The organism is Streptomyces sp. Y20, assembly GCF_043195475.1.
Taxonomy (GTDB): Bacteria; Actinomycetota; Actinomycetes; order Streptomycetales; family Streptomycetaceae; genus Streptomyces.
Genome location: NZ_JBIDDP010000007.1, coordinates 408,224 through 428,137, shown reverse-complemented (window position 1 = coordinate 428,137; position 19,914 = coordinate 408,224). Strand labels below are relative to the sequence as shown.

20 protein-coding genes are annotated in these 19,914 nt (G+C 72.7%); 15 read left to right on the top strand and 5 right to left on the bottom strand.

Annotation, left to right across the window (positions count from 1 at the left end; all coding sequences use genetic code 11):
* Positions 1 to 19 precede the first annotated feature (19 nt).
* Together ACGFT1_RS20865 and nudC are read left to right on the top strand one after the other, a co-directional pair.
* Positions 20 to 1,423 carry a dipeptidase gene (locus ACGFT1_RS20865; protein ID WP_373910421.1) on the top strand — a complete coding sequence of 468 codons (1,404 nt, stop codon included), beginning with the start codon at positions 20 to 22 and terminating at the stop codon, positions 1,421 to 1,423.
* A 143-nt stretch (positions 1,424 to 1,566) separates the two neighbouring features.
* Positions 1,567 to 2,511, top strand: coding sequence for an NAD(+) diphosphatase (gene nudC / locus ACGFT1_RS20860; RefSeq protein WP_373910420.1), 945 nt, complete (start codon positions 1,567 to 1,569; stop codon positions 2,509 to 2,511).
* A 97-nt stretch (positions 2,512 to 2,608) separates the two neighbouring features.
* On the opposite strand, the gene ACGFT1_RS20855 is transcribed toward nudC, so the two are convergent.
* Positions 2,609 to 2,851, bottom strand: coding sequence for a mycoredoxin (locus tag ACGFT1_RS20855; RefSeq protein WP_356819894.1), 243 nt, complete (start codon positions 2,849 to 2,851; stop codon positions 2,609 to 2,611).
* A gap of 346 nt (positions 2,852 to 3,197) precedes the next feature.
* Here ACGFT1_RS20855 and ACGFT1_RS20850 point away from each other — a divergent pair, with 346 nt between their 5' ends.
* The 5 genes from ACGFT1_RS20850 (at position 3,198) to ACGFT1_RS20830 (ending at position 7,099) form a co-directional block, all read left to right on the top strand.
* On the top strand, positions 3,198 to 5,393 hold the full coding sequence (locus ACGFT1_RS20850) for an ATP-dependent DNA helicase UvrD2 (RefSeq protein WP_373910419.1): 2,196 nt from the start codon (positions 3,198 to 3,200) through the stop codon (positions 5,391 to 5,393).
* A 166-nt stretch (positions 5,394 to 5,559) separates the two neighbouring features.
* Positions 5,560 to 5,886: a hypothetical protein gene (locus ACGFT1_RS20845; RefSeq protein ID WP_373910418.1), complete on the top strand. Its 327-nt coding sequence runs from the start codon at positions 5,560 to 5,562 to the stop codon at positions 5,884 to 5,886.
* A 173-nt stretch (positions 5,887 to 6,059) separates the two neighbouring features.
* The gene (locus ACGFT1_RS20840; protein WP_030338959.1) at positions 6,060 to 6,428 is read left to right on the top strand and encodes a WhiB family transcriptional regulator; all 369 of its coding nucleotides are present in this window, start codon (positions 6,060 to 6,062) and stop codon (positions 6,426 to 6,428) included.
* The gene (locus ACGFT1_RS20835; protein WP_361988346.1) at positions 6,425 to 6,748 is read left to right on the top strand and encodes a hypothetical protein; all 324 of its coding nucleotides are present in this window, start codon (positions 6,425 to 6,427) and stop codon (positions 6,746 to 6,748) included. Before ACGFT1_RS20840 ends, ACGFT1_RS20835 begins: the two co-directional genes overlap by 4 nt.
* 138 nt (positions 6,749 to 6,886) lie before the next feature.
* Positions 6,887 to 7,099, top strand: a complete 213-nt coding sequence (locus tag ACGFT1_RS20830) for a hypothetical protein (protein WP_373910417.1) — start codon at positions 6,887 to 6,889, stop codon at positions 7,097 to 7,099.
* 177 nt (positions 7,100 to 7,276) lie between these two features.
* Here ACGFT1_RS20830 and ACGFT1_RS20825 read toward each other — a convergent pair whose 3' ends face one another.
* Entirely contained in the window at positions 7,277 to 8,647 is a 1,371-nt protein-coding gene (locus tag ACGFT1_RS20825; RefSeq protein WP_373910416.1) for an ABC1 kinase family protein, read from the bottom strand.
* Positions 8,640 to 9,854: a TOMM precursor leader peptide-binding protein gene (locus ACGFT1_RS20820; protein WP_373910415.1), complete on the bottom strand. Its 1,215-nt coding sequence runs from the start codon at positions 9,852 to 9,854 to the stop codon at positions 8,640 to 8,642. The genes ACGFT1_RS20825 and ACGFT1_RS20820 overlap by 8 nt, the downstream gene beginning before the upstream one ends.
* Before the next feature lie 303 nt (positions 9,855 to 10,157).
* Here ACGFT1_RS20820 and ACGFT1_RS20815 point away from each other — a divergent pair, with 303 nt between their 5' ends.
* The 4 genes from ACGFT1_RS20815 (at position 10,158) to ACGFT1_RS20800 (ending at position 14,017) form a co-directional block, all read left to right on the top strand.
* On the top strand, positions 10,158 to 10,763 hold the full coding sequence (locus ACGFT1_RS20815) for a M48 family metallopeptidase (RefSeq protein ID WP_373910414.1): 606 nt from the start codon (positions 10,158 to 10,160) through the stop codon (positions 10,761 to 10,763).
* A 135-nt stretch (positions 10,764 to 10,898) separates the two neighbouring features.
* Complete coding sequence (locus ACGFT1_RS20810) at positions 10,899 to 12,554, top strand: TerD family protein (RefSeq protein WP_373910413.1); 1,656 nt, start codon at positions 10,899 to 10,901, stop codon at positions 12,552 to 12,554.
* 11 nt (positions 12,555 to 12,565) lie between these two features.
* Complete coding sequence (locus tag ACGFT1_RS20805; protein ID WP_361988330.1) at positions 12,566 to 13,246, top strand: AIM24 family protein; 681 nt, start codon at positions 12,566 to 12,568, stop codon at positions 13,244 to 13,246.
* 15 nt (positions 13,247 to 13,261) lie between these two features.
* On the top strand, positions 13,262 to 14,017 hold the full coding sequence (locus tag ACGFT1_RS20800; RefSeq protein ID WP_373910412.1) for an AIM24 family protein: 756 nt from the start codon (positions 13,262 to 13,264) through the stop codon (positions 14,015 to 14,017).
* 50 nt (positions 14,018 to 14,067) lie between these two features.
* Here ACGFT1_RS20800 and ACGFT1_RS20795 read toward each other — a convergent pair whose 3' ends face one another.
* Together ACGFT1_RS20795 and ACGFT1_RS20790 are read right to left on the bottom strand one after the other, a co-directional pair.
* A complete protein-coding gene (locus ACGFT1_RS20795) occupies positions 14,068 to 14,589 on the bottom strand; it encodes an NUDIX hydrolase (RefSeq protein ID WP_373910411.1) in 522 nt (173 codons plus the stop codon).
* Entirely contained in the window at positions 14,586 to 16,043 is a 1,458-nt protein-coding gene (locus ACGFT1_RS20790; protein ID WP_373910410.1) for a zinc-dependent metalloprotease, read from the bottom strand. The genes ACGFT1_RS20795 and ACGFT1_RS20790 overlap by 4 nt, the downstream gene beginning before the upstream one ends.
* Positions 16,044 to 16,235: 192 nt before the next feature.
* Between ACGFT1_RS20790 and ACGFT1_RS20785 the strand changes: the two genes are divergently transcribed.
* From ACGFT1_RS20785 to ACGFT1_RS20770, 4 genes are all read left to right on the top strand, one after another.
* Complete coding sequence (locus tag ACGFT1_RS20785) at positions 16,236 to 17,348, top strand: SDR family oxidoreductase (RefSeq protein ID WP_373910409.1); 1,113 nt, start codon at positions 16,236 to 16,238, stop codon at positions 17,346 to 17,348.
* A gap of 594 nt (positions 17,349 to 17,942) precedes the next feature.
* Positions 17,943 to 18,404: a molybdenum cofactor biosynthesis protein MoaE gene (locus ACGFT1_RS20780; RefSeq protein ID WP_373910408.1), complete on the top strand. Its 462-nt coding sequence runs from the start codon at positions 17,943 to 17,945 to the stop codon at positions 18,402 to 18,404.
* Between the two features lie 148 nt (positions 18,405 to 18,552).
* Positions 18,553 to 18,726 (top strand): hypothetical protein, encoded by a 174-nt coding sequence (locus ACGFT1_RS20775; RefSeq protein ID WP_373910407.1) that lies wholly within the window; start codon positions 18,553 to 18,555, stop codon positions 18,724 to 18,726.
* Between the two features lie 50 nt (positions 18,727 to 18,776).
* Positions 18,777 to 19,874 carry a PDZ domain-containing protein gene (locus tag ACGFT1_RS20770; protein ID WP_373910406.1) on the top strand — a complete coding sequence of 366 codons (1,098 nt, stop codon included), beginning with the start codon at positions 18,777 to 18,779 and terminating at the stop codon, positions 19,872 to 19,874.
* Positions 19,875 to 19,914: the final 40 nt, after the last annotated feature.

Here is a 19,914-nt window from a genome sequence, read left to right as displayed (position 1 = left end):
GGCGGATAGGCTCGTGAGCATGAGCCAGACCCCGGACAGCGCCGTCCGCGCGTACATCGAGCAGCAGAGCGCCGCCTTCCTCGACGACCTCACCGCATGGCTGCGCATCCCCTCCGTGTCGGCCCAGCCCGATCACGCGCCCGACGTACGGATCAGCGCCGACTGGCTCGCCGGCAAACTCCTGGAAACAGGCTTCCCGACCGTCGAGGTCTGGCAGACGCCGGGCGCCCCGGCCGTCTTCGCCGAGTGGCCCTCGGACGACCCGGAAGCACCCACGGTCCTCGTCTACGGCCACCACGACGTGCAGCCCGCCGCCCGCGAGGACGGCTGGGACAGCGACCCCTTCGAGCCGGTCGTCCGCGGAAACCGTCTGTACGCGCGCGGGGCGGCCGACGACAAGGGGCAGGTGTTCTTCCACACACTCGGTGTCCGCGCCCACCTCGCCGCCACCGGCCGTACCGCCCCCGCCGTCCACCTCAAGCTGCTCGTCGAGGGCGAGGAGGAGTCCGGCTCCCCGCACTTCCGGGCCCTGGTGGAGGAGCGGGCCGGGCGGCTCGCCGCCGACGCCGTGATCGTCTCCGACACCGGCATGTGGTCGGAGGACACCCCGACCGTCTGTACCGGCATGCGCGGCCTCGCGGAGTGCGAGATCCGGCTGTACGGACCCGACCAGGACATCCACTCCGGCTCCTTCGGCGGTGCCGTGCCCAACCCGGCCGCCGCCGCCGCCCGCCTCGTCGCCGCCCTTCACGACGAGCACGCGCGCGTGGCGGTACCCGGCTTCTACGACGGCATAGTGGAGCTGACCGACCGCGAGCGCGAACTCTTCGCCGAGCTCCCCTTCGACGAGGAGCGCTGGCTGCGCACCGCCAGGTCACACGCCGCTCACGGCGAGGCCGGCCACACCACCCTGGAGCGCATCTGGGCCCGCCCGACCGCGGAGGTCAACGGCATCGGCGGCGGCTACCAGGGGCCCGGCAGCAAGACGATCATTCCGTCGACGGCCATGGTGAAGCTGTCGTTCCGGTTGGTCGCCGGCCAGGAACCCGGCCACATAGAGAAGGCCGTCCGCGACTGGGCCGCCGAACAGGTGCCCACGGGGATCCGGTGCGAGATCGACTTCGGTTCGGCCACGCGCCCGTGCCTGACCCCGCTCGACCATCCCGCGCTGCGGTCCCTGGTCCGCGCCATGGGCCGCGCCTTCCAGCAGCCGGTCCGCTTCACCCGCGAGGGCGGCTCCGGGCCCGCCGCCGATCTTCAGGAAGTCCTCGGTGCCCCCGTGCTCTTCCTGGGCATCTCCGTCCCTTCCGACGGCTGGCACGCCCCCAACGAGAAGGTGGAGCTGGACCTCCTCCTCAAAGGCGTCGAGACCAGCGCCTACCTGTGGGGTGACCTGGCCGAGAACTGGCGTCCCGCACCCTGACCGCCGGGGCCGTACGGCAGGGCACCGCGAGCGGGGCACACTGGAAGAACCGCCCCGCCCGCGACCGGCCCGGTGCCCTCCGCCCTACGTCCCGCCGAACCGCCCGCCGAACGAACCGCTGCTCTGGGGGAGTGGAACCACCCGTGACCACCTGGACCGACCACACAGCCGACCGACCCATCTCGCTGACCGCCCCGAGCGGCATCGACCGCGCCGCCCACCACCGGCTGGACGAGGCCTGGCTCGCGGCGGCGTGGAGCCACCCCACGACCCGGTGTTTCGTGGTCTCCGGCGGCCAGGTGCTCATCGACGAAACCCCCGACGGCCGGACCGAACTCGTCATGACGCCCTCCTTCGAGGCGCCGCTCACCGAGGCGCACCGTTACTTCCTGGGCATCGACGACGAGGGCGTCAGCTACTTCGCCCTCCAGAAGGACGCGCTGCCCGGCCGCATCGACCAGTCCGCGCGCCCCGCGGGCCTGCGGGAGGCCGGCCTGTTGCTGTCGCCGCGGGACGCCGGGCTCATGGTGCACGCGGTCGGCCTGGAGAACTGGCAGCGCACCCACCGCTTCTGCTCCCGCTGCGGTGAGCGCACGGTCATCGCCGCCGCCGGTCACATCCGGCGCTGCCAGGCCTGCGGTGCCGAGCACTACCCGCGCACCGACCCCGCCGTGATCATGGCCGTGACCGACGAGGACGACCGCATCCTGCTCGGCCGCCAGGTCCACTGGCCCGAGGGCCGCTTCTCCACGCTCGCCGGCTTCGTCGAGCCGGGAGAGTCGATCGAGCAGGCGGTGCGCCGCGAGGTGTCCGAGGAGGCCGGCATCACCGTCGGTCCCGTCGAATACGTCGCCAGCCAGCCCTGGCCGTTCCCGTCGAGCCTGATGCTCGGCTTCATGGCACGTGCCACGTCCACCGAGATCGAGGTGGACGGGGACGAGATCCACGAGGCGCGCTGGTTCTCCCGCGAGGAGCTGCACGCGGCCTTCGAGTCCGGCGAGGTGCTGCCGCCCTACGGCATCTCCATCGCGGCCCGCCTGATCGAGTTGTGGTACGGCAAGCCCCTGCCGACGCGCGGCTTCTTCTGAGCCGCGCCACCTCGGTGAGGGACGGCATACGGCAGGGCGGCCCCACAGCGATCGGGGCCGCCCTGCTTGGCGTGTCACCGCGCGGGCACGCGGAACGTCACGCGGCGAGCTTCTGCTTCACCTGAGCCAGCGACGGGTTCGTCAGCGTGCTGCCGTCCGCGAACAGCACGGTAGGAACCGTCTGGTTACCGCCGTTCGCCTTCTCCACGAACGCGGCGGACTCGGGGTCCTGCTCGATGTTGATCTCGCTGTACGCGATGCCCTCGCGGTCCATCTGGCTCTTCAGCCGCCGGCAGTAGCCGCACCACGTCGTGCTGTACATCGTCACAGTGCCCTGCATGTCTCGCGCTCCTCAGGCAGCTCGGAAAACGTCGTCGGAGAGGGAACGCACCGGCCCGGGTCCCCATTCCCGTCCGGGTACGCCCGCCTCCGCACGGATACAAGCACAGAACCCATGGGCCGCTTCCGTCGGCCGCCGGCCCACCGCCGCGCGTCCATCACCGGCCGTGAGGCCCGCCACACCCGGCCGCGCCGGCCGCGGAGCGCGCCGCGTCCCGAGTCGAGCCGACTGCCAGGCCCATCGCTCCGGGACGCTCCTCGTGAGGCCTGCCGCGTTAGTACGACCGCGGTGCCCCGCCTGTGGACAACCGGCACAGCCGTCCCGAGCGACCTGGCAGCATGGCGGTGTGACAGCAGCAACGCACTCCACCCTCATCCCGCCGGTACCGGACTCGGCCGACGCGGTGCTCGAAGGGCTCGACCCCGAGCAGCGCGAGGTCGCCACCGCCCTGCACGGTCCGGTGTGCGTGCTGGCCGGAGCGGGCACGGGCAAGACCCGCGCGATCACCCACCGCATCGCCTACGGGGTGCGCGCCGGCATCCTGCCGCCGTCCAGCGTGCTGGCCGTCACCTTCACCAACCGCGCCGCCGGGGAGATGCGCGGCCGGCTGCGCCAGCTCGGCACCCAGGGGGTCCAGGCCCGTACCTTCCACTCCGCCGCCCTGCGTCAGCTCCAGTACTTCTGGCCGAAAGCGATCGGTGGCTCCCTGCCCCGGCTCGTCGACCGCAAGGTCCGGCTCGTCGCCGACGCGGCCGCCGCCCTGGGCACCCGACTCGACCGGAACGAGCTGCGGGACGTGACCGCCGAGATCGAATGGTCGAAGGTCACCCAGACCGTTCCCGCCGACTATCCGTACGCGGCTGCCAAGGCCGGCCGCGAGACCCCCCGCGACCCCGCCGAGATCGCCCACCTCTACGCGGCCTACGAGGACGTCAAACGCGACCGCTCGCTGATCGACTTCGAGGACGTCCTGCTGCTGACGGTCGCCGTCCTCCAGGACCGGCGCGACATCGCCGAACAGGTCCGCGCCCAGTACCAGCACTTCGTCGTGGACGAGTACCAGGACGTCAGCCCCCTCCAGCAGCGGCTGCTGGATCTGTGGCTCGGCGACCGCGACAACCTGTGCGTCGTCGGCGACGCCAGCCAGACGATCTACTCGTTCACGGGTGCAACGCCCGACCACCTCCTCGACTTCCGCACCCGGCACCCCGGTGCCACCGTCGTGAAACTGGTCCGTGACTACCGCTCCACGCCCCAGGTGGTCCGCCTCGCCAACGGCCTGCTCGCCCAGGCCCGGGGTCGCGCCGCCGACCACCGGCTGGAACTCGTCTCCCAGCGCTCCCCGGGACCCGAGCCCGTCCACACCGAGTACACGGACGAGCCCGCCGAGGCCGAGGGCGCCGCCCGCCGTATCCGCGAGCTGATCGACGCGGGCGTCCCGGCCGCCGAGATCGCCGTCCTGTTCCGCACGAACTCCCAGTCCGAGACCTACGAGCAGGCTCTCGCCGACGCCGGTGTCCCGTACCAGCTGCGCGGCGCCGAGCGTTTCTTCGACCGTCCCGAGGTGCGCAAGGCCGGCATCGCCCTGCGCGGCGCGGCCCGCTTCGGCGGCAACGACTCCCTCCTCGACGACGTCGTGGACCTGCCCTCCCAGGTGCGCGCCGTCCTCTCCGGCGAGGGCTGGACCAGTGAACCCCCGGCCGGCTCCGGCGCCGTCAGGGAACGCTGGGAATCCCTGGCCGCCCTGGTCGGCCTCGCCCACGACCTCGCCGCCGCCAGACCGGGCGCCGCCCTCGCCGACTTCGTCGCGGAACTGGACGAGCGGGCGAACGCCCAGCACGCCCCGACCGTCCAGGGCGTCACCCTCGCCTCCCTGCACGCCGCCAAGGGCCTGGAGTGGGACGTCGTCTTCCTGGTCGGCGTCGCCGAGGGCATGCTCCCCATCACCTATGCCAGGACCGACGAGCAGATCGAGGAGGAACGCCGCCTCCTCTACGTCGGCGTCACCCGCGCGCGGGAGCGGCTCCACATCTCCTGGTCGCTGTCCCGCTCACCCGGTGGACGCCCCCACCGCAGACCGAGCCGCTTCCTCGACGGGCTGCGCCCCGGCACCACCCCCACCGTCGGCCCCGCCGGCGCCGGTGCCGGCGGCGGTGTCGAACGCGGGGCCGTGGGCGGCGCCGCCCCGGTCCGGCGCCGTGCCCAGCGCACCCCTGCCCGCTGCCGGGTCTGCGGCCGGACACTCACCGACGCGGGCGAGATGAAGCTGATGCGCTGTGAGGACTGCCCCTCGGACATGGACGAAGGGCTCTACGAGCGGCTGCGGGAGTGGCGCGCCGTCCAGGCCGGACGCAGCGGTCAGCCGGACTTCTGCGTCTTCACCGACCGGACCTTGATGGCTATCGCCGAGGCATGCCCGGAGAGCCCCGCCGAGTTGTCCCGCATCCCCGGCGTCCTCAGCCGCAAGCTGCGCAGCTACGGGGCCGACGTTCTGGCCATCTGCGCAGGCCAGGAGCCCGGCGAAGGCGGGCTGGGCGAGTGATGCGAACTCGTCGGAAAAATAGTTTGCACATGCCCCGGCAATCCCCATAGGTTCTAGGCACGGAAGCCGCGGCCTTCTCCAAGGCACTGGTTCCGTGTTGTACTTGCACATCCGAGCGGGCTGGGTTTCACCCCAGTCCCAGAGACGCCGAGAGGAGGCGAGTCCAGTGATCAGCATCAACATCAGCACCACCGTCAGCGCGGCCAAACTGACCGATCGCTCGACCGTCTCCACGTGCATGCTCGGCGCCCCGAACCAGGGCACCGGTCTGTCCGGCATCCGTGCCGCGCGCCCGGCGTCCTCCTCCTCTGCTCTCACGCGGCTTCCCGTCCGTGAGGGCAATGAGCGACCGACCCAGGCACTGGAAGCGGTAACGGCACAGGCGCATGCCTATGCCTTTGCGGCGGCCGGTGCCGGATTCCGGAAGCAGACGAAGCAGTACTACCTGATGTGGGCCTTCCGTGGGCCAGAACCCTGGAGTGATCCAGCCTGATCATCGATCAGGCCGGCGCCTTCAGGGCCGCGGAACCCCATCCGGGATCCGCGGCCCTTCTGTTTGCCCCGAACGGGGAGGACGGAGCGAAGGGGCCTCGGGACAAGGAAGAACCCGGTACCCAGCCGACACCCGGTCAACAGGCCGGACCGACCAGACGAGGAAAACCCACCGTGCAACTCGAAGCGCACGCCCCGTCAGTACCGCCTTCGCAAACGATCCCCCCGCCCGGCCTCACGGAGGACCCCACCTTGATCCCGCTCACCGCGCTCACCGCGCTCGACGACGCCATCGAGAACCTCGGCGTACCCGTTCCCTGCCGTTCCTACGACCCGGAGGTCTTCTTCGCCGAGTCGCCGGCCGACGTCGAGTACGCCAAGTCCCTCTGCCGCACGTGCCCGCTGATGGAGGCCTGCCTCGCCGGCGCCAAGGAGCGGCGCGAGCCCTGGGGCGTCTGGGGTGGGGAGCTGTTCGTCCAGGGCGTGGTCGTCGCCCGGAAGCGGCCGCGTGGCCGCCCGCGGAAGAACCCGGTCACAGCATGAACATCGCAGGAACGATCGACCGTCCCCTCACGCACGACCCCAAGAAGCAGGCCCCGATGAAGCCGTCCACCAGCGAGCGCACAGGCTCCGCGACCCCAGACTTCACCACCACCGGCGCGACCGAAGCGCGCCAGAACAGGAACCGTGAGATGCAACTCATGCAAGAAGCCCTGGCTCGTGCGCATATGCACGAGCGGCTCCATGACGCCGCACAAGAACGCCGGGCCGTGCGCCTGGCCACCGCCCGGCGGATGCAGCGCCGGGCCGAGCGCGCCTCGATGCGCGCCCGCCGCGCGCTCGCCATGGCCGTCATGCAGTAACGACCACACCTCCACAAGCGGTGGCCTCCCGGACCGGGGAGGCGAAGCCTTCCCGCGGGGGCCGGTCCGGCCGAACGGACCGGCCCCCGCGGTGCGCTCCGCTCGGCGTCCCCCCGGGCGCGGGGTTATCGTCGCCGGGTGACGAGTCTTCCCGGAGCAAGTGATCAGGGCGGCTCCATCGCGGAGCACGCTCTCCTCGTGTGCGCCCGCTGCGGCATCCCGTCCGACGGCCCCCAGCCGGCCACCTGGACCTGCTCCGTGGAGAACGGCGACCGGCAGTACTTCTGCGACGCCTGCTCCCGCGAGAACCTGCGGGCCATCGAGGGACGGCTGGACTCGGCCTGGTGGTGACCGGGCGTGCGGGAGCCGTGCGGCAGCCGTAAGGCGGCGAGCACGCGGGCGCCGACGAGACCGACCGCACCCGTCGTCCAACACCCCGGTCCCGGTCCCGCCGTTGCGTGCCGCGAGGCGTCCGGCGCGGGGTCAGGGGGCAGGGGACCGTTCGTGCCGCGCCGGTGAGGTCAGGGCTCACGCACCCGCTGCCGGCTCCTCCTCCCCGGCCGGGTCGTCGGCCACGAAGCCAGGAAGCCACTCCTCCAGCTCCTGCCGCAGCCGGACCGTGGCACCCAGCTGACACAGCACACCGATCGTGCTCAGCGTCACCCGGTGTATCAGCAGATAGGCCGGCGGCAGGTTCAGCTGCTTGCCGAGCTGGTAGGCCGGGGAGCGCGGGTCGGCGATGCGCGCGGCCTGGCTGCGCATCCACGAGCGGGTGAAGGTGAACGCATCGACCCGGGCCGGTTCGATGATCGGCAGCAGGTAGTCGAGGACGGCGTCGGGGTCCAGCTCTATGGTCTCCTTCACGAACCCTTCCGAACGCAGGAGTTCGTAGACCGACTCGGCGTCGCCGTCCAGCGTGAACCGCAACGAGACGCCGATCGGCAGCGGCAGACCGCCGGAGAGCCGGTCGACCGTGCCGAAGTCCAGGACCCCGAGGCGCCAGTCGTCCTCACCGGCGGGGCCGCCGGGCAGCAGCCGGAAGTTCCCGGGGTGCGGGTCGGCGTGCAGCAGGCCGGTGCGGGCCGGACCGGAGAACAGGAAGCGGGCCAGGAGCTGGCCGGCCCGGTCGCGCTGCTCCGGGGTGCCGTCCGTGATGATCTCCGACAGCGGGATGCCGTCGATCCACTCGGTCACCAGGACCTGCTCGCACTGGTGCACGACCGCCGGGACCACCACGTCCGGGTCGTCCGCGAACTCCTCGGCGTGCGCGGTCTGCGCCTGGGCCTCCAGCCCGTAGTCCAGCTCCTCGGAGACGCGGTCCTTCAGCTCCGCGATCAGCGGTTTGATGTCCATGCCGGGGATGAGCGGGCCCAGCAGCCGGGCGAAGCGGCTCAGTTGCCCCAGATCGGACAGCAGGGCCTCGCCGGCGCCGGGATACTGCACCTTGACCGCGACCTCGCGGCCGTCGTGCCACACCGCCCGGTGCACCTGCCCGATGGAGGCCGCGGCGGCCGGCTTGTCCTCGAACTCCTCGAAGAGGTCGCGCCAGTCCGGACCCAGCCGCTCCTGGAGCACCGCGTGCACCGTGCGGACCGGCATCGGCGGCGCGGCCTCCTGGAGCTTGGTGAGAGCCGCGCGGTAGGGGCCGGCGATCTCCTCGGGCAGCGCCGACTCGAAGACGGACATGGCCTGCCCGAACTTCATGGCGCCGCCCTTCAGCTCGCCGAGGACCTTGAAGAGCTGGTCCGCCGTCCGCTGCTGCAGCTCACGGCCGACGATCTCCGCGGACTCGCCCACGATCCGCTTGCCCAGCCCCCAGGTCGCCCGGCCGGCGAAGCCGAGCGGGAGCGCGGCGAGCTTGGCGGTCCGGGTGACCGCCTTGCGGGGAAGATCAGACATGCGCCCTCCAGGTCCCAGTCGGCCGCGCCGCGCCTGCCACGCGTCGGCGCTCCGTCGACGGCCGTTGCACCGCCATTGTCGCGCGTGACCCCTCCATGGTTGAGGAGTCCTCCCTTTTTGCCCTCTCCGCGGCTCCGCAACCGCATGCCGGATGCGGCCGTACCGGCCGGGCGTGCCAGGTCAGGCCGGGTACGGAGACCTCCCAGCGGGCTCCCGCGCTGGACGGCGACTCCCCGTCGAGGAAGGCCAGGGCGTGCGCCGCGGCGAGACCGGCGACGGTCGTGGCCAGGGCCAGATCGCAGGCCCCGATCCGGCGGGCCCTGCCGGAGCGCCACTGGGCGATGAGCCGGGGCCAGACCGGGTCCCGGTCCGTGCGGTCCTCGTGCAGACAGCGGGCGCAGCCCGACTCGCCGGGGAGCACGAGCGGGCCGACGACGCCTGTGCCCTCCACGACACCGGCGTACAGATGAGGGGTGCCGGAGGCCATGAGGGGTTCGGCGGTGAACGGGTCCGGTGCGTGCACGGCGACGTCGTCCCGGGGCGCGAGGATCACCAGGGAGAGAGCGGGCTCCTCGGTGCCGGGCCCGGGGGAGGGGGTGCGGCGCGGTGGACGGTCCGGTGCCGCTCGGCGGACGGCGGCGCGCGCCGCAGCGTCCCGGCGGGTGCCGAGCGCCTCGGCGGGCAGCCCGCCCGGTGCCACGTCCCACGGCTCCACGCGCCCCACGTCCCGTACGTCGACCTCACCGACGCCGGCACCCGACAGCACCGACGCCAGCAGCGCGCCGACCCGGCCGGCGCCCCGCACCTGCACCCGCCGGGCCCGCCGGGCGGCGAGACGGGCCAGTGCACCGCCCGGTTCGGGCGTGGTCAGCGACAACGAGGCGAGGTCGGGCCGTAGGCGCTCCAGGACCTCCGTCCTCTCCCGCAGGGCGTCCGCGTCCGGCCCGCCGCCCCGCGCGTCGTCGACGAGGCCCGCGCGGGTCAGCCGCTCCACCAGCGCGTCGACATGGCCGTCCGGCACGTCCATGCGGCGGCCCTCCTCGCGCAGCAGGGGCAAGCCGCGGGTCCCGTCGAGCAGTTCCAGGAAGCTGCCCGTCGCCGTGGCCACCGGGCCCAGCGTCAGCGCGTGCGCCGGGGTCATCCCGAACTGCACCGTGTTGAGATCACGCCAGCCGCGCCGCAGCGCGGGCTTCATCACCGGATGCATACCGGCCCCCGTTCCCGTTGTGACCCCCCGGGCCTCCGGGACGTCCGTCCTGCCGGCGGAACCGGTCGCGCTCCGCCGACGCCTGCCAGCATGCCCGGCCCCGGGCGCCCGGCGCCGGGGGTTGTCCACAGGCTGGGGAGTTCGTCGTACAAGTCAGGAGCATGCCGAAAGGACGGGGACATGCCAGACCCGTGCGAGCCTGACCGGCGGACCGGTCGTACGAATCAAGCACATGGCGGGGGATCGGCGGCGAACCGTCCCGGAGCCGGGACTTTGCCCGTGCGCACCGGGTAACGTCGGGGCGTGTCCGCCGACCCCCTGCACAGCGCCGGAACGCCACCGCGCAGCACGACGAGCCCGCCGCCCGGTGGCACGGGGGCGAACGCGATCGAGGTCCGCAGAAGTGCCCGGCGCCGCCGGACCGTCTCCGCGTACCGCGAGGGCGATCGCACCATCGTGCTGATCCCCGCCCGGATGTCCAAGGCGGAGGAACAGCGCTGGGTGACCGTCATGCTGAACAAACTCGCTGCTCAGGAGAGCAGGCGGGTGCTGGGCGACGCCGAGCTGGGCGAGCGCGCGGAGCGGCTGTCGGCCCAGTACCTCGCCGGCCGCGCCCGGCCGGCCTCCGTGCGCTGGGTCACCAACCAGAACACGCGCTGGGGCTCGTGCACCCCGGCCGAGGGCAGCATCCGGCTCTCGCACCGCTTGCAGGGGATGCCGGACTACGTCGTCGACTACGTGCTCTGCCACGAGCTGGCGCACCTGCTGGTTCCCGGTCACGGGCCCGACTTCTGGCGGCTGCTGGAGGCCTATCCGCGCACCGAGCGGGCCCGCGGCTACCTGGAGGGGGTCGTCGCCGCCGGACGGTTGCCGCACGGGCCCGGCGCGCGGGACGAGCGGGAGGCCTGAGCCCGGTCGTCCGGGCGACCGGACGCGGTTGTGTACCGGGTTCGTACCGACGACGGCCGCCCGGAGCCGTTGTCGGTCTTTGCCGTTAGCCTGGCGCGACGCACTCGCATTCGGGATGGGGGACGGTCGTAACGCATGGCCAGGGAATTCCAACGCGGCCACAAGGCCAGGATCAGTGACCTCACGGCGGGCACGGATCTGTACGTAGGCGTGCAGATCTCCGCCCCCGGACTGACCTTCGACATCAGCTGCTTCGGCCTGGACGCCGACGAGCGTCTCTCGGACGACCGGTACTTCGTCTTCTTCAACCAGCCGAAGTCCCCGGAGGAGTCCGTCCAGCTGCTGGGCGCCCAGGCGGGCGACACGGAGTCGTTCCGGATCACCCTCGACCGTGTCCCCGCGCACATCCGGAGGCTGTCCTTCACGGCGACCATCGACGGTGCCGGGCAGATGTCACAGGTCGCACCCGGCTACCTGCGGATCGTGGCGGGCGGCGAGGAGGTCGCGCGGTACTCCTTCAGCGGCGCGGAGTTCTCCACCGAGCGGGCCGTGATGCTCGGTGACTTCTACTTCAAGGACGGATGGCGCTTCGCCGCCGTCGGGCAGGGCTTCGACGGCGGTCTGGAGGCGCTGCTGAAGAACTTCGGCGGCGAGGTGGCGGAGGAGACCGAGACCCCCGCCGTCCCGCAGCAGCCGCAGCCCGGCGCGACCCCCGGCTTCGCGCCGCCCGCCCAGGCCACGGCCCCGCCCGCGTTCGGTGCCCCCGCCGCACCCGCGTCCGCCCAGGCGCCCGCACCGGTCTTCGAGCCCGCCCCGGCACCCGCCCCGCAGGGCTTCGCCCCACCGCCCGGCCACACCCCGCCCCCCGCGCCGGCCCCGGCCCCGACCATGCACGGTGCGCCGACGGTCATCGCCCCGATGACCCCACCCGCGACCGGCACCGTCCCGCCGCCCGCCCCCGCGCCCTACGGCCGGCCGCCCCAGCAGCCGTCGTACGGCGGCGGGCCCGGCGCGCCGCTGCCCCCGGGCTACGGCGGCCAGCCGGCCCCGCCCGTGCCGCCCGGCTACGGCCAGGTCCCCGGCCGGCAGGCCGCGCCCTACGGAGTGCCGCAGGGCGCGCCCCAGGGCGGCGCCGGGGTGACGGCCGCGCTCCAGGCGTTCAAGGAGACGCCGACCGGGCAGCGCTGGACGCAGCAGAACAAGAAGCTGATGCGCGTCGACCTCGGCATCGGTGGCCAGCCCGTGCTGGCCCGGCAGGGCAGCATGGTGCTCTACCAGGGCAAGGTCGACTTCAGCTACAAGGGCGCCGGTTTCGCGGGGCGGCTCGTCGGCAACGCCACCGGCCAGGAGATGCAGCTGATGCGCTGCACCGGCCAGGGCCAGGTGTTCCTCGCCGACAACGCCACCCATCTGCACCCCGTCGAACTGCAGGGCGACGCCATCTGCGTGTCGGCCGAGAACGTCCTCGCCTTCGACGAGAGCCTCCAGTACGAGGTCCGCCGCGTCGAGGGTCACGGCATCCCGGGCGGTGCGCTCTTCACGATGCAGTTCCAGGGCACCGGCACGATCGTCGTCAAGACGCACGGCACGCCCGTGGTGCTGCCGGTCACGCCGACCACCTTCGCCGACTGCAACGCTGTGGTCGCCTGGTCGGCCGCCTCCCAGGTGATCGTCTCCAGCCAGGTCCGGATGCGCCGCAACGCCTACCCGGGCGACACCGGCGAGAGCGTCAACCTCCAGTTCCGGGGCGCGCCCGGCAACTTCATCGTCGTCCAGCCGTACGAGGTCTGAGGGAGCCCGTCATGAACCAGCCGCTCGCGGGCTTCGCCCCCGCACCCGTCACCGCCCGCATGGAGAACCACGGCAGTCACATGCTGAAGGTCGCCCTGCAGACCGGGAACGACCTCCTCGCGCGCGTGGGGTCGATGGTCGCCTACGAGGGCTTCGTCCAGTACGAGCCCAACCCGCCGGCCGTCCGCCAGATCGCCCGCGACTGGGTCACCGGCGAGGGGGCGCCGCTGATGAAGTGCTCCGGTGACGGCCTGCTCTATCTCGCCGACTACGGCGCCGACGTCGTCGTGATCAACCTCGACGGCGACGGCATCTCCGTCAACGCCACCAACCTCCTCGCCTTCGACGCGCACCTCACCTGGGGTGTCGAGCGTGTGAAGGGGCTCGCCAAGTTCGCCGGACAGGGCCTGTGGAACACCAGGATCTCCGGGCAGGGCTGGGTCGCGCTGACCTCCCGGGGCAAGCCGATCGTCGTCGACTGCGGTGGCGGCGAGGACGAGACGTACGTCGACCCGGACGCGCTCGTCGCCTGGTCACCGAACCTGAAGGTGAAGGGCAAGCGCAGCTTCAAGGCGCAGTCGCTGATCGGCCGGGGCAGCGGTGAGGCCTACCAGATGGCCTTCTCCGGCCAGGGCATCGTCGTCGTCCAGCCCAGCGAGGACAGCACCGACCGGCTTCGGTTCCGGGGCTGAGGGGGAGTCAGAGCAATGCAGAGTCCGCTTTTCGCATACAACGATTCCCAGACGCGGGAACGCTGGAGTCTCCAGAACACACAGATGCTCCGCATCACCCTGGAGGGCCACGACGACCTCCTCGCCCGCAAGGGCACCATGGTCGCCTACCAGGGCCTGGTCGAGTTCGACGCCGAGTACCGCGCCAACGGGCAGGCACGCGCGCGTGCGTACACCGGCGAGGGCCTGGACCTGATGCGCTGCCACGGGCAGGGCACCGTCTACCTGGCCAACCTCGCCCAGCACGTGCACATCATGGACGTGGAGCAGGACGGACTGACCGTCGACAGCTCCTACGTCCTCGCCATGGATTCCTCGCTGCACCACGAGGTCATCGCCGTCGACAGCCTCTACGGCATCTCCGGCTCCGGGAAGTACCAGCTCAACATCACCGGGCGCGGCAAGGTGGCCCTCATGACGTCGGGGGCGCCGCTGCTGATGCGGGTCACACCCGACACGTACGTCAACTGTGACGCCGACGCGATCGTGGCCTGGTCGACCGGGCTGCGCGTGCAGATGCAGGCCCAGACGCACTCCTCCGGGGTGTGGCGCCGGCGCGGCAGCACGGGCGAGGGCTGGGAGCTGAGCTTCATGGGGTCCGGGTTCGCGCTCGTCCAGCCCAGTGAGCTGCTGCCGCCGCAGAACGCCCAGATCGGACAGGGCCTCGCCGCCCAGTTCGGCATGGGGCAGCAGGGGGCGCGCGGCCAGAACCAGGGGAACGTCTGGAGCTGAGTCACGGCTGGTGCGGGGGGTGACCGCCACGACGGTCCCCCCCGGCAGCGTCAGAGCCTGGCGCGGGCGGCGTCCAGCAGGCGCACGACCGACTCGTCCGCCACGCCCGCCACCTCGTCGTAGGCGTACCAGCGCAGGTCGAGCGACTCGTCGCTGATTTCATGCACCGCGCCGGGCGGGGCCAGCACCGCGTACTGGACGTCGAAGTGCCAGTGGCACGGCGCGGGGATCGGGTGCCGGTCCAGGCGCACCGGGCCGCCGGGCAGCGGCGTCAGTCCGGCGATGCCGGACTCCTCGGCCGCCTCCCGCAGGGCGGCCTCCCGCAGCGTGGCGTCGCCCGGTTCGCAGTGGCCGCCCATCTGGAGCCACATCCGCAGTTTGCGGTGCAGGGTGAGCAGCACCCGGCCGTGCTCGGGATCGATCACCAGGGCGCTGGCCGTGATGTGGCCCGCGTGGCAGGCCTTCCACATGCCGTCCGGATGCGCCGCCAGGTGGTCCAGGTAGGCCTGGCGCAGCTCGGACTGGCCCTCGTACCCCTTCAGGACGAGGACCGCGTCGTCGTACAGGCTCACTCGGCCTCGTCGCCCTTGCCCTCGTCGTCCTTCGCGTCGTCGTCCTTCTTGCGCAGGTCGGGGCCGCCCGCCGAGCCGTGCGCGGCCTCGCCGAGCATCTTGTCCAGCTCGGAGAAGTCCAGCTGCTCGCGGTGGACGAAGCCGTCCGGGTCGTCCAGGTCGGTCGCGGTCGGCAGCATGTCCGGGTGGGCCCACAGGCCGTCCCGGCCGTCGACCCCGCGCGCGTCCGTGAGCGAGGCCCACAGGCGCGAGGCGTCACGCAGCCGTCGCGGGCGCAGCTCCAGGCCGATCAGCGTCGCGAACGTCTGCTCCGCCGGCCCACCGGTGGCACGGCGGCGGCGCAGCGTCTCGCGCAGGGCGTCGGCGGACGACAGACGCGGCTTCGCGGCCGCGTGGACCACCGCGTCCACCCAGCCCTCCACGAGCGCCAGAGCGGTCTCCAGACGGGCCAGCGCGGCCTTCTGCTCGGGCGTGTCCTCGGGCTGGAACATGCCCTGCTGGAGCGCGTCCTGCAACTGCTCGGGGTTCTGCGGGTCGAACTGGCCGACCACGTCCTCCAGCTTCGCCGTGTCGACCTTGATGCCGCGCGCGTAGCCGTCGACCGCGCCGAACAGATGCGAGCGCAGCCACGGCACGTGCGCGAAGAGGCGCTGGTGGGCGGCCTCCCTCAGGGCCAGATACAGCCGCACCTCCTCCTGCGGCACGCCCAGGTCCTTGCCGAACGCCTCCACGTTCGCCGGGAGCAGGGCGGCCCGCCCGGACGGACCCAGCGGCAGGCCGATGTCGGTCGAACCGACGACCTCGCCCGCGAGCACGCCGACGGCCTGCCCGATCTGTGTGCCGAACATGGCGCCGCCCATCGAGCGCATCATGCCGATCAGCGGGCCCGCCATGGCCTGCATCTCCTCCGGCAGGACGTCGCCCATGGCCGCGCCGACGCGCTCGGCGACCGGGTCCACCAGCTCCTTCCATGCGGGCAGGGTCGCCTCGACCCACTCCGCGCGCGACCAGGCCACCGCCGAGGCGGAACCCGACGGCAGGGACGTGGCGTCGTCCAGCCACAGGTCGGCCAGGCGGACGGCCTCCTCGACCGCCCTGCGCTCGGCCGGGCCGACGCTGGCGTCCTTCGTGCCGTCCGGCGTGCCCTGGGAGACCGTCTGGCGGGCGATCTGCTTGGCCATGTCCCAGTTCACCGGACCGCCCTCGTACGAGAGCATCTGGCCCAGCTGCTGGAAGGCCGCGCCCAGGTCGGTGGGGTTCAGGGAACCGAACATGGCCGCGAGCGGATTGTCGGCGCCGGGGCCGCCGAAGCCCCCGGCTCCGGGCAGGTCGCCGAAACCGAACGGACTGCCCGGCCCCTGCCCACCACCGCTCTGCTGGTCCTTCTTCTTGCCCTCGTCGCCGTCCTCCGGCTCCTCCGGCGGAAGGCCGAAACCGAATGGGGTGTCACTCACAGGATTCCTCGGCTGGTAAGGCCACCGGTTTCGCTCCGGCGGCGCGGCTGCCCGACAACACCACCCAGCGTAGACACCCGAACCCGATCGGGCCTCGGTGCTTGGCCCACGGAAGGCCTGCGGCAGGATGGATGCACCTGGTACGTACGCGTCAGTCGCGCCCGTACTGAAGACAACCGCTGGAGACGCCCGGTGAGTTCCCCAGATCCGCAGGTTCGCGCAGCGCGAAACCCCTCAACCCCTCCCGCCGCGCGCGGGCCCGTCGTCGCGGTGACCGGCGCCGCCCGCGGGGTCGGCGCCCTGCTCACCGAGCGGCTCGCCGCGTCGGACGAGGTCAGACAGGTCCTCGCCATCGACGAGCGGCGCGGCGGGTGCGCCGACGCGCAGTGGCACATCCTCGACGTGCGCGATCCCGCCATCGCGGACAAGCTGCGGGGCGCCGACGCGGTCGTCCACCTCGCCCTCGACATCGATCTGGAGACCGATCCGGCGGCGCGCACGGCTTACAACGTCCGGGGGACGCAGACCGTCCTGACCGCCGCCGCGGCGGCCGGGGTGCACCGGGTGGTGCTGTGCACCTCGGCGATGGTCTACGGCGCGCTGCCGGACAACGAGCTGCCGCTGTCGGAGGACGCCGAGCTGCGGGCCACCGCGGAGGCGACCGGGGTCGGGGACCTGCTGGAGATCGAACGGCTGGCCCGGCGGGCTCCGCGCGCGCACCCGGGACTGAACGTCACCGTGGTGCGGCCGGCCATCCTCGTCGGCGGGACCGACACCGCGCTGACCAGGTATTTCGAGTCGCCGCGGCTGCTCGTCGTCGCCGGGTCGCGGCCCGCGTGGCAGTTCTGCCATGTCGAGGACCTGTGCAGCGCTCTGGAATACGCCGTACTGGAGAAGGTCGACGGGGAGCTGGCCGTCGGCTGCGACGGGTGGCTGGAGCAGGAGGAGGTCGAGGAGCTGAGCGGGATCCGGCGGATGGAGCTGCCGTCGGCGGTCGCGCTCGGCGCGGCGGCACGGCTGCACCGGATCGGCCTCACCCCGTCCCCGGCGGGGGACCTGGCGTACACGATGTACCCCTGGGTCGTCAGCGGGAGCCGCCTGCACGACGCCGGGTGGCGGCCGAAGTGGACCAACGAGGAGGTGCTCGCGCAGCTCCTGGAAGAGGTGTCCGGGCGGCACACGGTGGCCGGACGGCGGCTGGGACGCAAGGACGCGACGGCCGCGGGCGCCGCGGGGGCGACGGTGGCCCTGCTCGGCGCGGCGGCTGTCGTACGGCGGGCCCGGAAGGCACGCCGCCGGGTCTGAGCGCCGGGACCCCGGCCGTCGGCCCCCGCCCGGCGGACTCCACCCTCCCAGCCCGGCGTGCCAGCCTGGCGCCCGCGTTCCGGGCCCGGCCGGTGCCAGCCGGTTCCCGCGTTCCGGGCCCGGCCGGTGCCAGCCGGTTCCCGCGTTCCGGGCCCGGTCCATGCCGGGCCGTGGTGGCTGCCGTCGTACGGCGGCCCCTGGAAGGCCCGGCGCCGGGTGTGCGCCCCGGGCCGCCGGGCCTGGGACCCCGGCCTCCGCAGCGCGTGCTCCGCGTGCCCGCCCGCACCCGCCGCCCGGGCCTGGTCCTGCCCGCCCGGCGCCCGCTGCCGCTGCCTGGGCCCGGTCGCTGCCCGCCCGGCGCTCGTCTCCTCCGGGCCGGCCGGTGCCGGCCGGGCCGCCGCCTTCCAGGGCTTCCCGCGTGCCGGCCCGGTTCCCCCCTGGACGCCGATCTGTGCCGGGCTGCTTCCGCCCCCGCCCCCGGACCCGCTCCTACAGCCACGCCGGCGTGGCTGTAGGAGCATCCAAGGTGGCACGCGCGTGTGACGGGTGAACCTCGTATTCCCCGATGCCGGGTGGGTGCGGCACGATGGGGCCATGGCGCACACGAACGACCATCCCGGTGAGCAGGCCGCCCCGGATCCCATCAGGCTGATCGGCATCCGGGAGACGGCGCTCTCCGTGGACGAGGTGCTCCGGGCCGTCGGGGACGACGCGGCGGGGGGCATCGCGTTGTTCGTGGGCACCGTGCGCAACCACGACGGGGGCGCCGACGTGGACGCCCTCGGCTACTCGTGCCATCCCAGCGCCGAGGCCGAGATGCGGCGGATCGCCGAGAAGGTCGCCGCCGGTCACCCCGTGCGGGCGCTGGCCGCCGTCCACCGGGTGGGCGATCTCAGGGTCGGGGACCTCGCCGTCGTCGTCGCCGTGGCCTGCCCGCACCGCGCGGAGGCCTTCGACGCCTGCCGGCAACTGATCGACGACCTCAAGCACGAGGTGCCGATCTGGAAGCACCAGAGTTTCTCGGACGGCACCGAGGAGTGGGTCGGCGCCTGCTGACCCCCGTTCGGCGGGGCCGTTCCCCCGATCGCCGTCCCGTCCGGCGCATTCGGTTGCGTAACCGGCACCCTCGCGCGAGCGTTGTCCCTGCGGACGGTTAATCTGCTCATCAGTCAGTTGCGGTCGCTCATGGGTACGGGAGGTCGGCATGGCGGTCCTTGTCTGGCTGCTGATCCCGCTGGTGGCCGCGGTCGGCGGCGGCCTGTGGGGCAGTTGGGCCAATCGGACGCGCAAGGCCCGCAGCGACGGGCCTGAGCTGGACGGATACGCCCGGTTCCGCGAGGCGATGGAGCGCTCCCACACGGGCGCGGGCAAGGCGTGACGGGGGTGCCCTGACAGTGCGCTGACAGAGCCGTCCCGTACTGTCGTGACATGCCACGCCGCACCGCGACGATGCTCGCCTCCACCCTGATGCTGATCGCGCTCCTGTGCGCGGGAGTGCTCATCCCCGTGCCGTACGCGGAGATGTCCCCCGGCCCGACCGTGAACACGCTCGGAGAGCACGACGGCGAGCCGGTGCTGCAGATCGTCGGGCACACGACCTATCCGACGGACGGCCACCTGAACATGACCACCGTCCGGGTCACCAGCGCCGACTTCCGGATGAACCTGGTGGAGGCCGTCCACGGCTGGCTGTCGCGCGACAGCAAGATCGTCCCGCACGACACGCTCTACCCGGACGGCAAGACGGAGGAGCAGTCGACCCAGGAGAACGCCGAGGAGTTCAGCCAGTCCCAGGAGAGCGCCAAGGTGGCCGCCCTGAAGAAGCTGGGCATCCCGGTGAGGTCCTGGGTGATCGTCTCCACCGTCGTCAAGGACTCCCCGGCGCAGGGCAGGCTGCACGCCGGTGACGTGATCAAGGCCGTCGACGGTACGAAGGTGAAGCAGCCGGCCGACGTCGCCAAGCTCGTGACCAAGCACAAGCCCGGCCAGGACGTCGTCTTCACCGTCGTCCCGGCCAAGGAGCAGGCCGCCGCGGAGAAGGCGCACAGGACGGCGAGCGGGACGCGGGACGTCACCCTCACGACCACGACGTCCGCCGACGGCGGCGCCAAGCGGGCCGTCGTCGGGATCTCCGCCGGGACCGACCACACCTTCCCGTTCACCATCGACATCAAGCTCGCCGACGTGGGCGGCCCGAGCGCCGGCCTGATGTTCGCCCTCGGGATCTACGACAAGCTCACCCCGGGCAGCCTCACCGGCGGCACGTTCGTCGCCGGCACCGGCACCATCGACGACAGCGGCACGGTCGGCCCGATCGGCGGCGTCGAGATGAAGACCGTCGGCGCGCGCAGCAGGGGCGCGCGGTACTTCCTGACGCCCGCCGACAACTGCGCGGCAGCCGCCAAGGACACCCCGAGCGGACTCACCCTGGTCAAGGTCAGGACGATCGGGGACGCGCTGGAGGCGCTGAAGGACATCCGCGGCAAGGACACCGCCGCGCTGCCCACGTGCACCGCCAAGGGCTGAGCGGGCCCGGCACGCGGAAGGGGGCACCCCGTGCGCGCAC

Bases quoted from the DNA above. Each gene is read 5' to 3' on its own strand.
- ACGFT1_RS20775 (WP_373910407.1), top strand. From the start codon at position 18,553: ATGGCGGTCCTTGTCTGGCTGCTGATCCCGCTGGTGGCCGCGGTCGGC.
- ACGFT1_RS20820 (WP_373910415.1), bottom strand. From the start codon at position 9,854: ATGCATCCGGTGATGAAGCCCGCGCTGCGGCGCGGCTGGCGTGATCTC.
- ACGFT1_RS20810 (WP_373910413.1), top strand. From the start codon at position 10,899: ATGGCCAGGGAATTCCAACGCGGCCACAAGGCCAGGATCAGTGACCTC.
- ACGFT1_RS20865 (WP_373910421.1), top strand. From the start codon at position 20: ATGAGCCAGACCCCGGACAGCGCCGTCCGCGCGTACATCGAGCAGCAG.
- ACGFT1_RS20855 (WP_356819894.1), bottom strand. From the start codon at position 2,851: ATGCAGGGCACTGTGACGATGTACAGCACGACGTGGTGCGGCTACTGC.
- ACGFT1_RS20770 (WP_373910406.1), top strand. From the start codon at position 18,777: ATGCCACGCCGCACCGCGACGATGCTCGCCTCCACCCTGATGCTGATC.
- ACGFT1_RS20825 (WP_373910416.1), bottom strand. From the start codon at position 8,647: ATGTCTGATCTTCCCCGCAAGGCGGTCACCCGGACCGCCAAGCTCGCC.
- ACGFT1_RS20805 (WP_361988330.1), top strand. From the start codon at position 12,566: ATGAACCAGCCGCTCGCGGGCTTCGCCCCCGCACCCGTCACCGCCCGC.
- ACGFT1_RS20800 (WP_373910412.1), top strand. From the start codon at position 13,262: ATGCAGAGTCCGCTTTTCGCATACAACGATTCCCAGACGCGGGAACGC.
- ACGFT1_RS20835 (WP_361988346.1), top strand. From the start codon at position 6,425: ATGAACATCGCAGGAACGATCGACCGTCCCCTCACGCACGACCCCAAG.
- ACGFT1_RS20780 (WP_373910408.1), top strand. From the start codon at position 17,943: ATGGCGCACACGAACGACCATCCCGGTGAGCAGGCCGCCCCGGATCCC.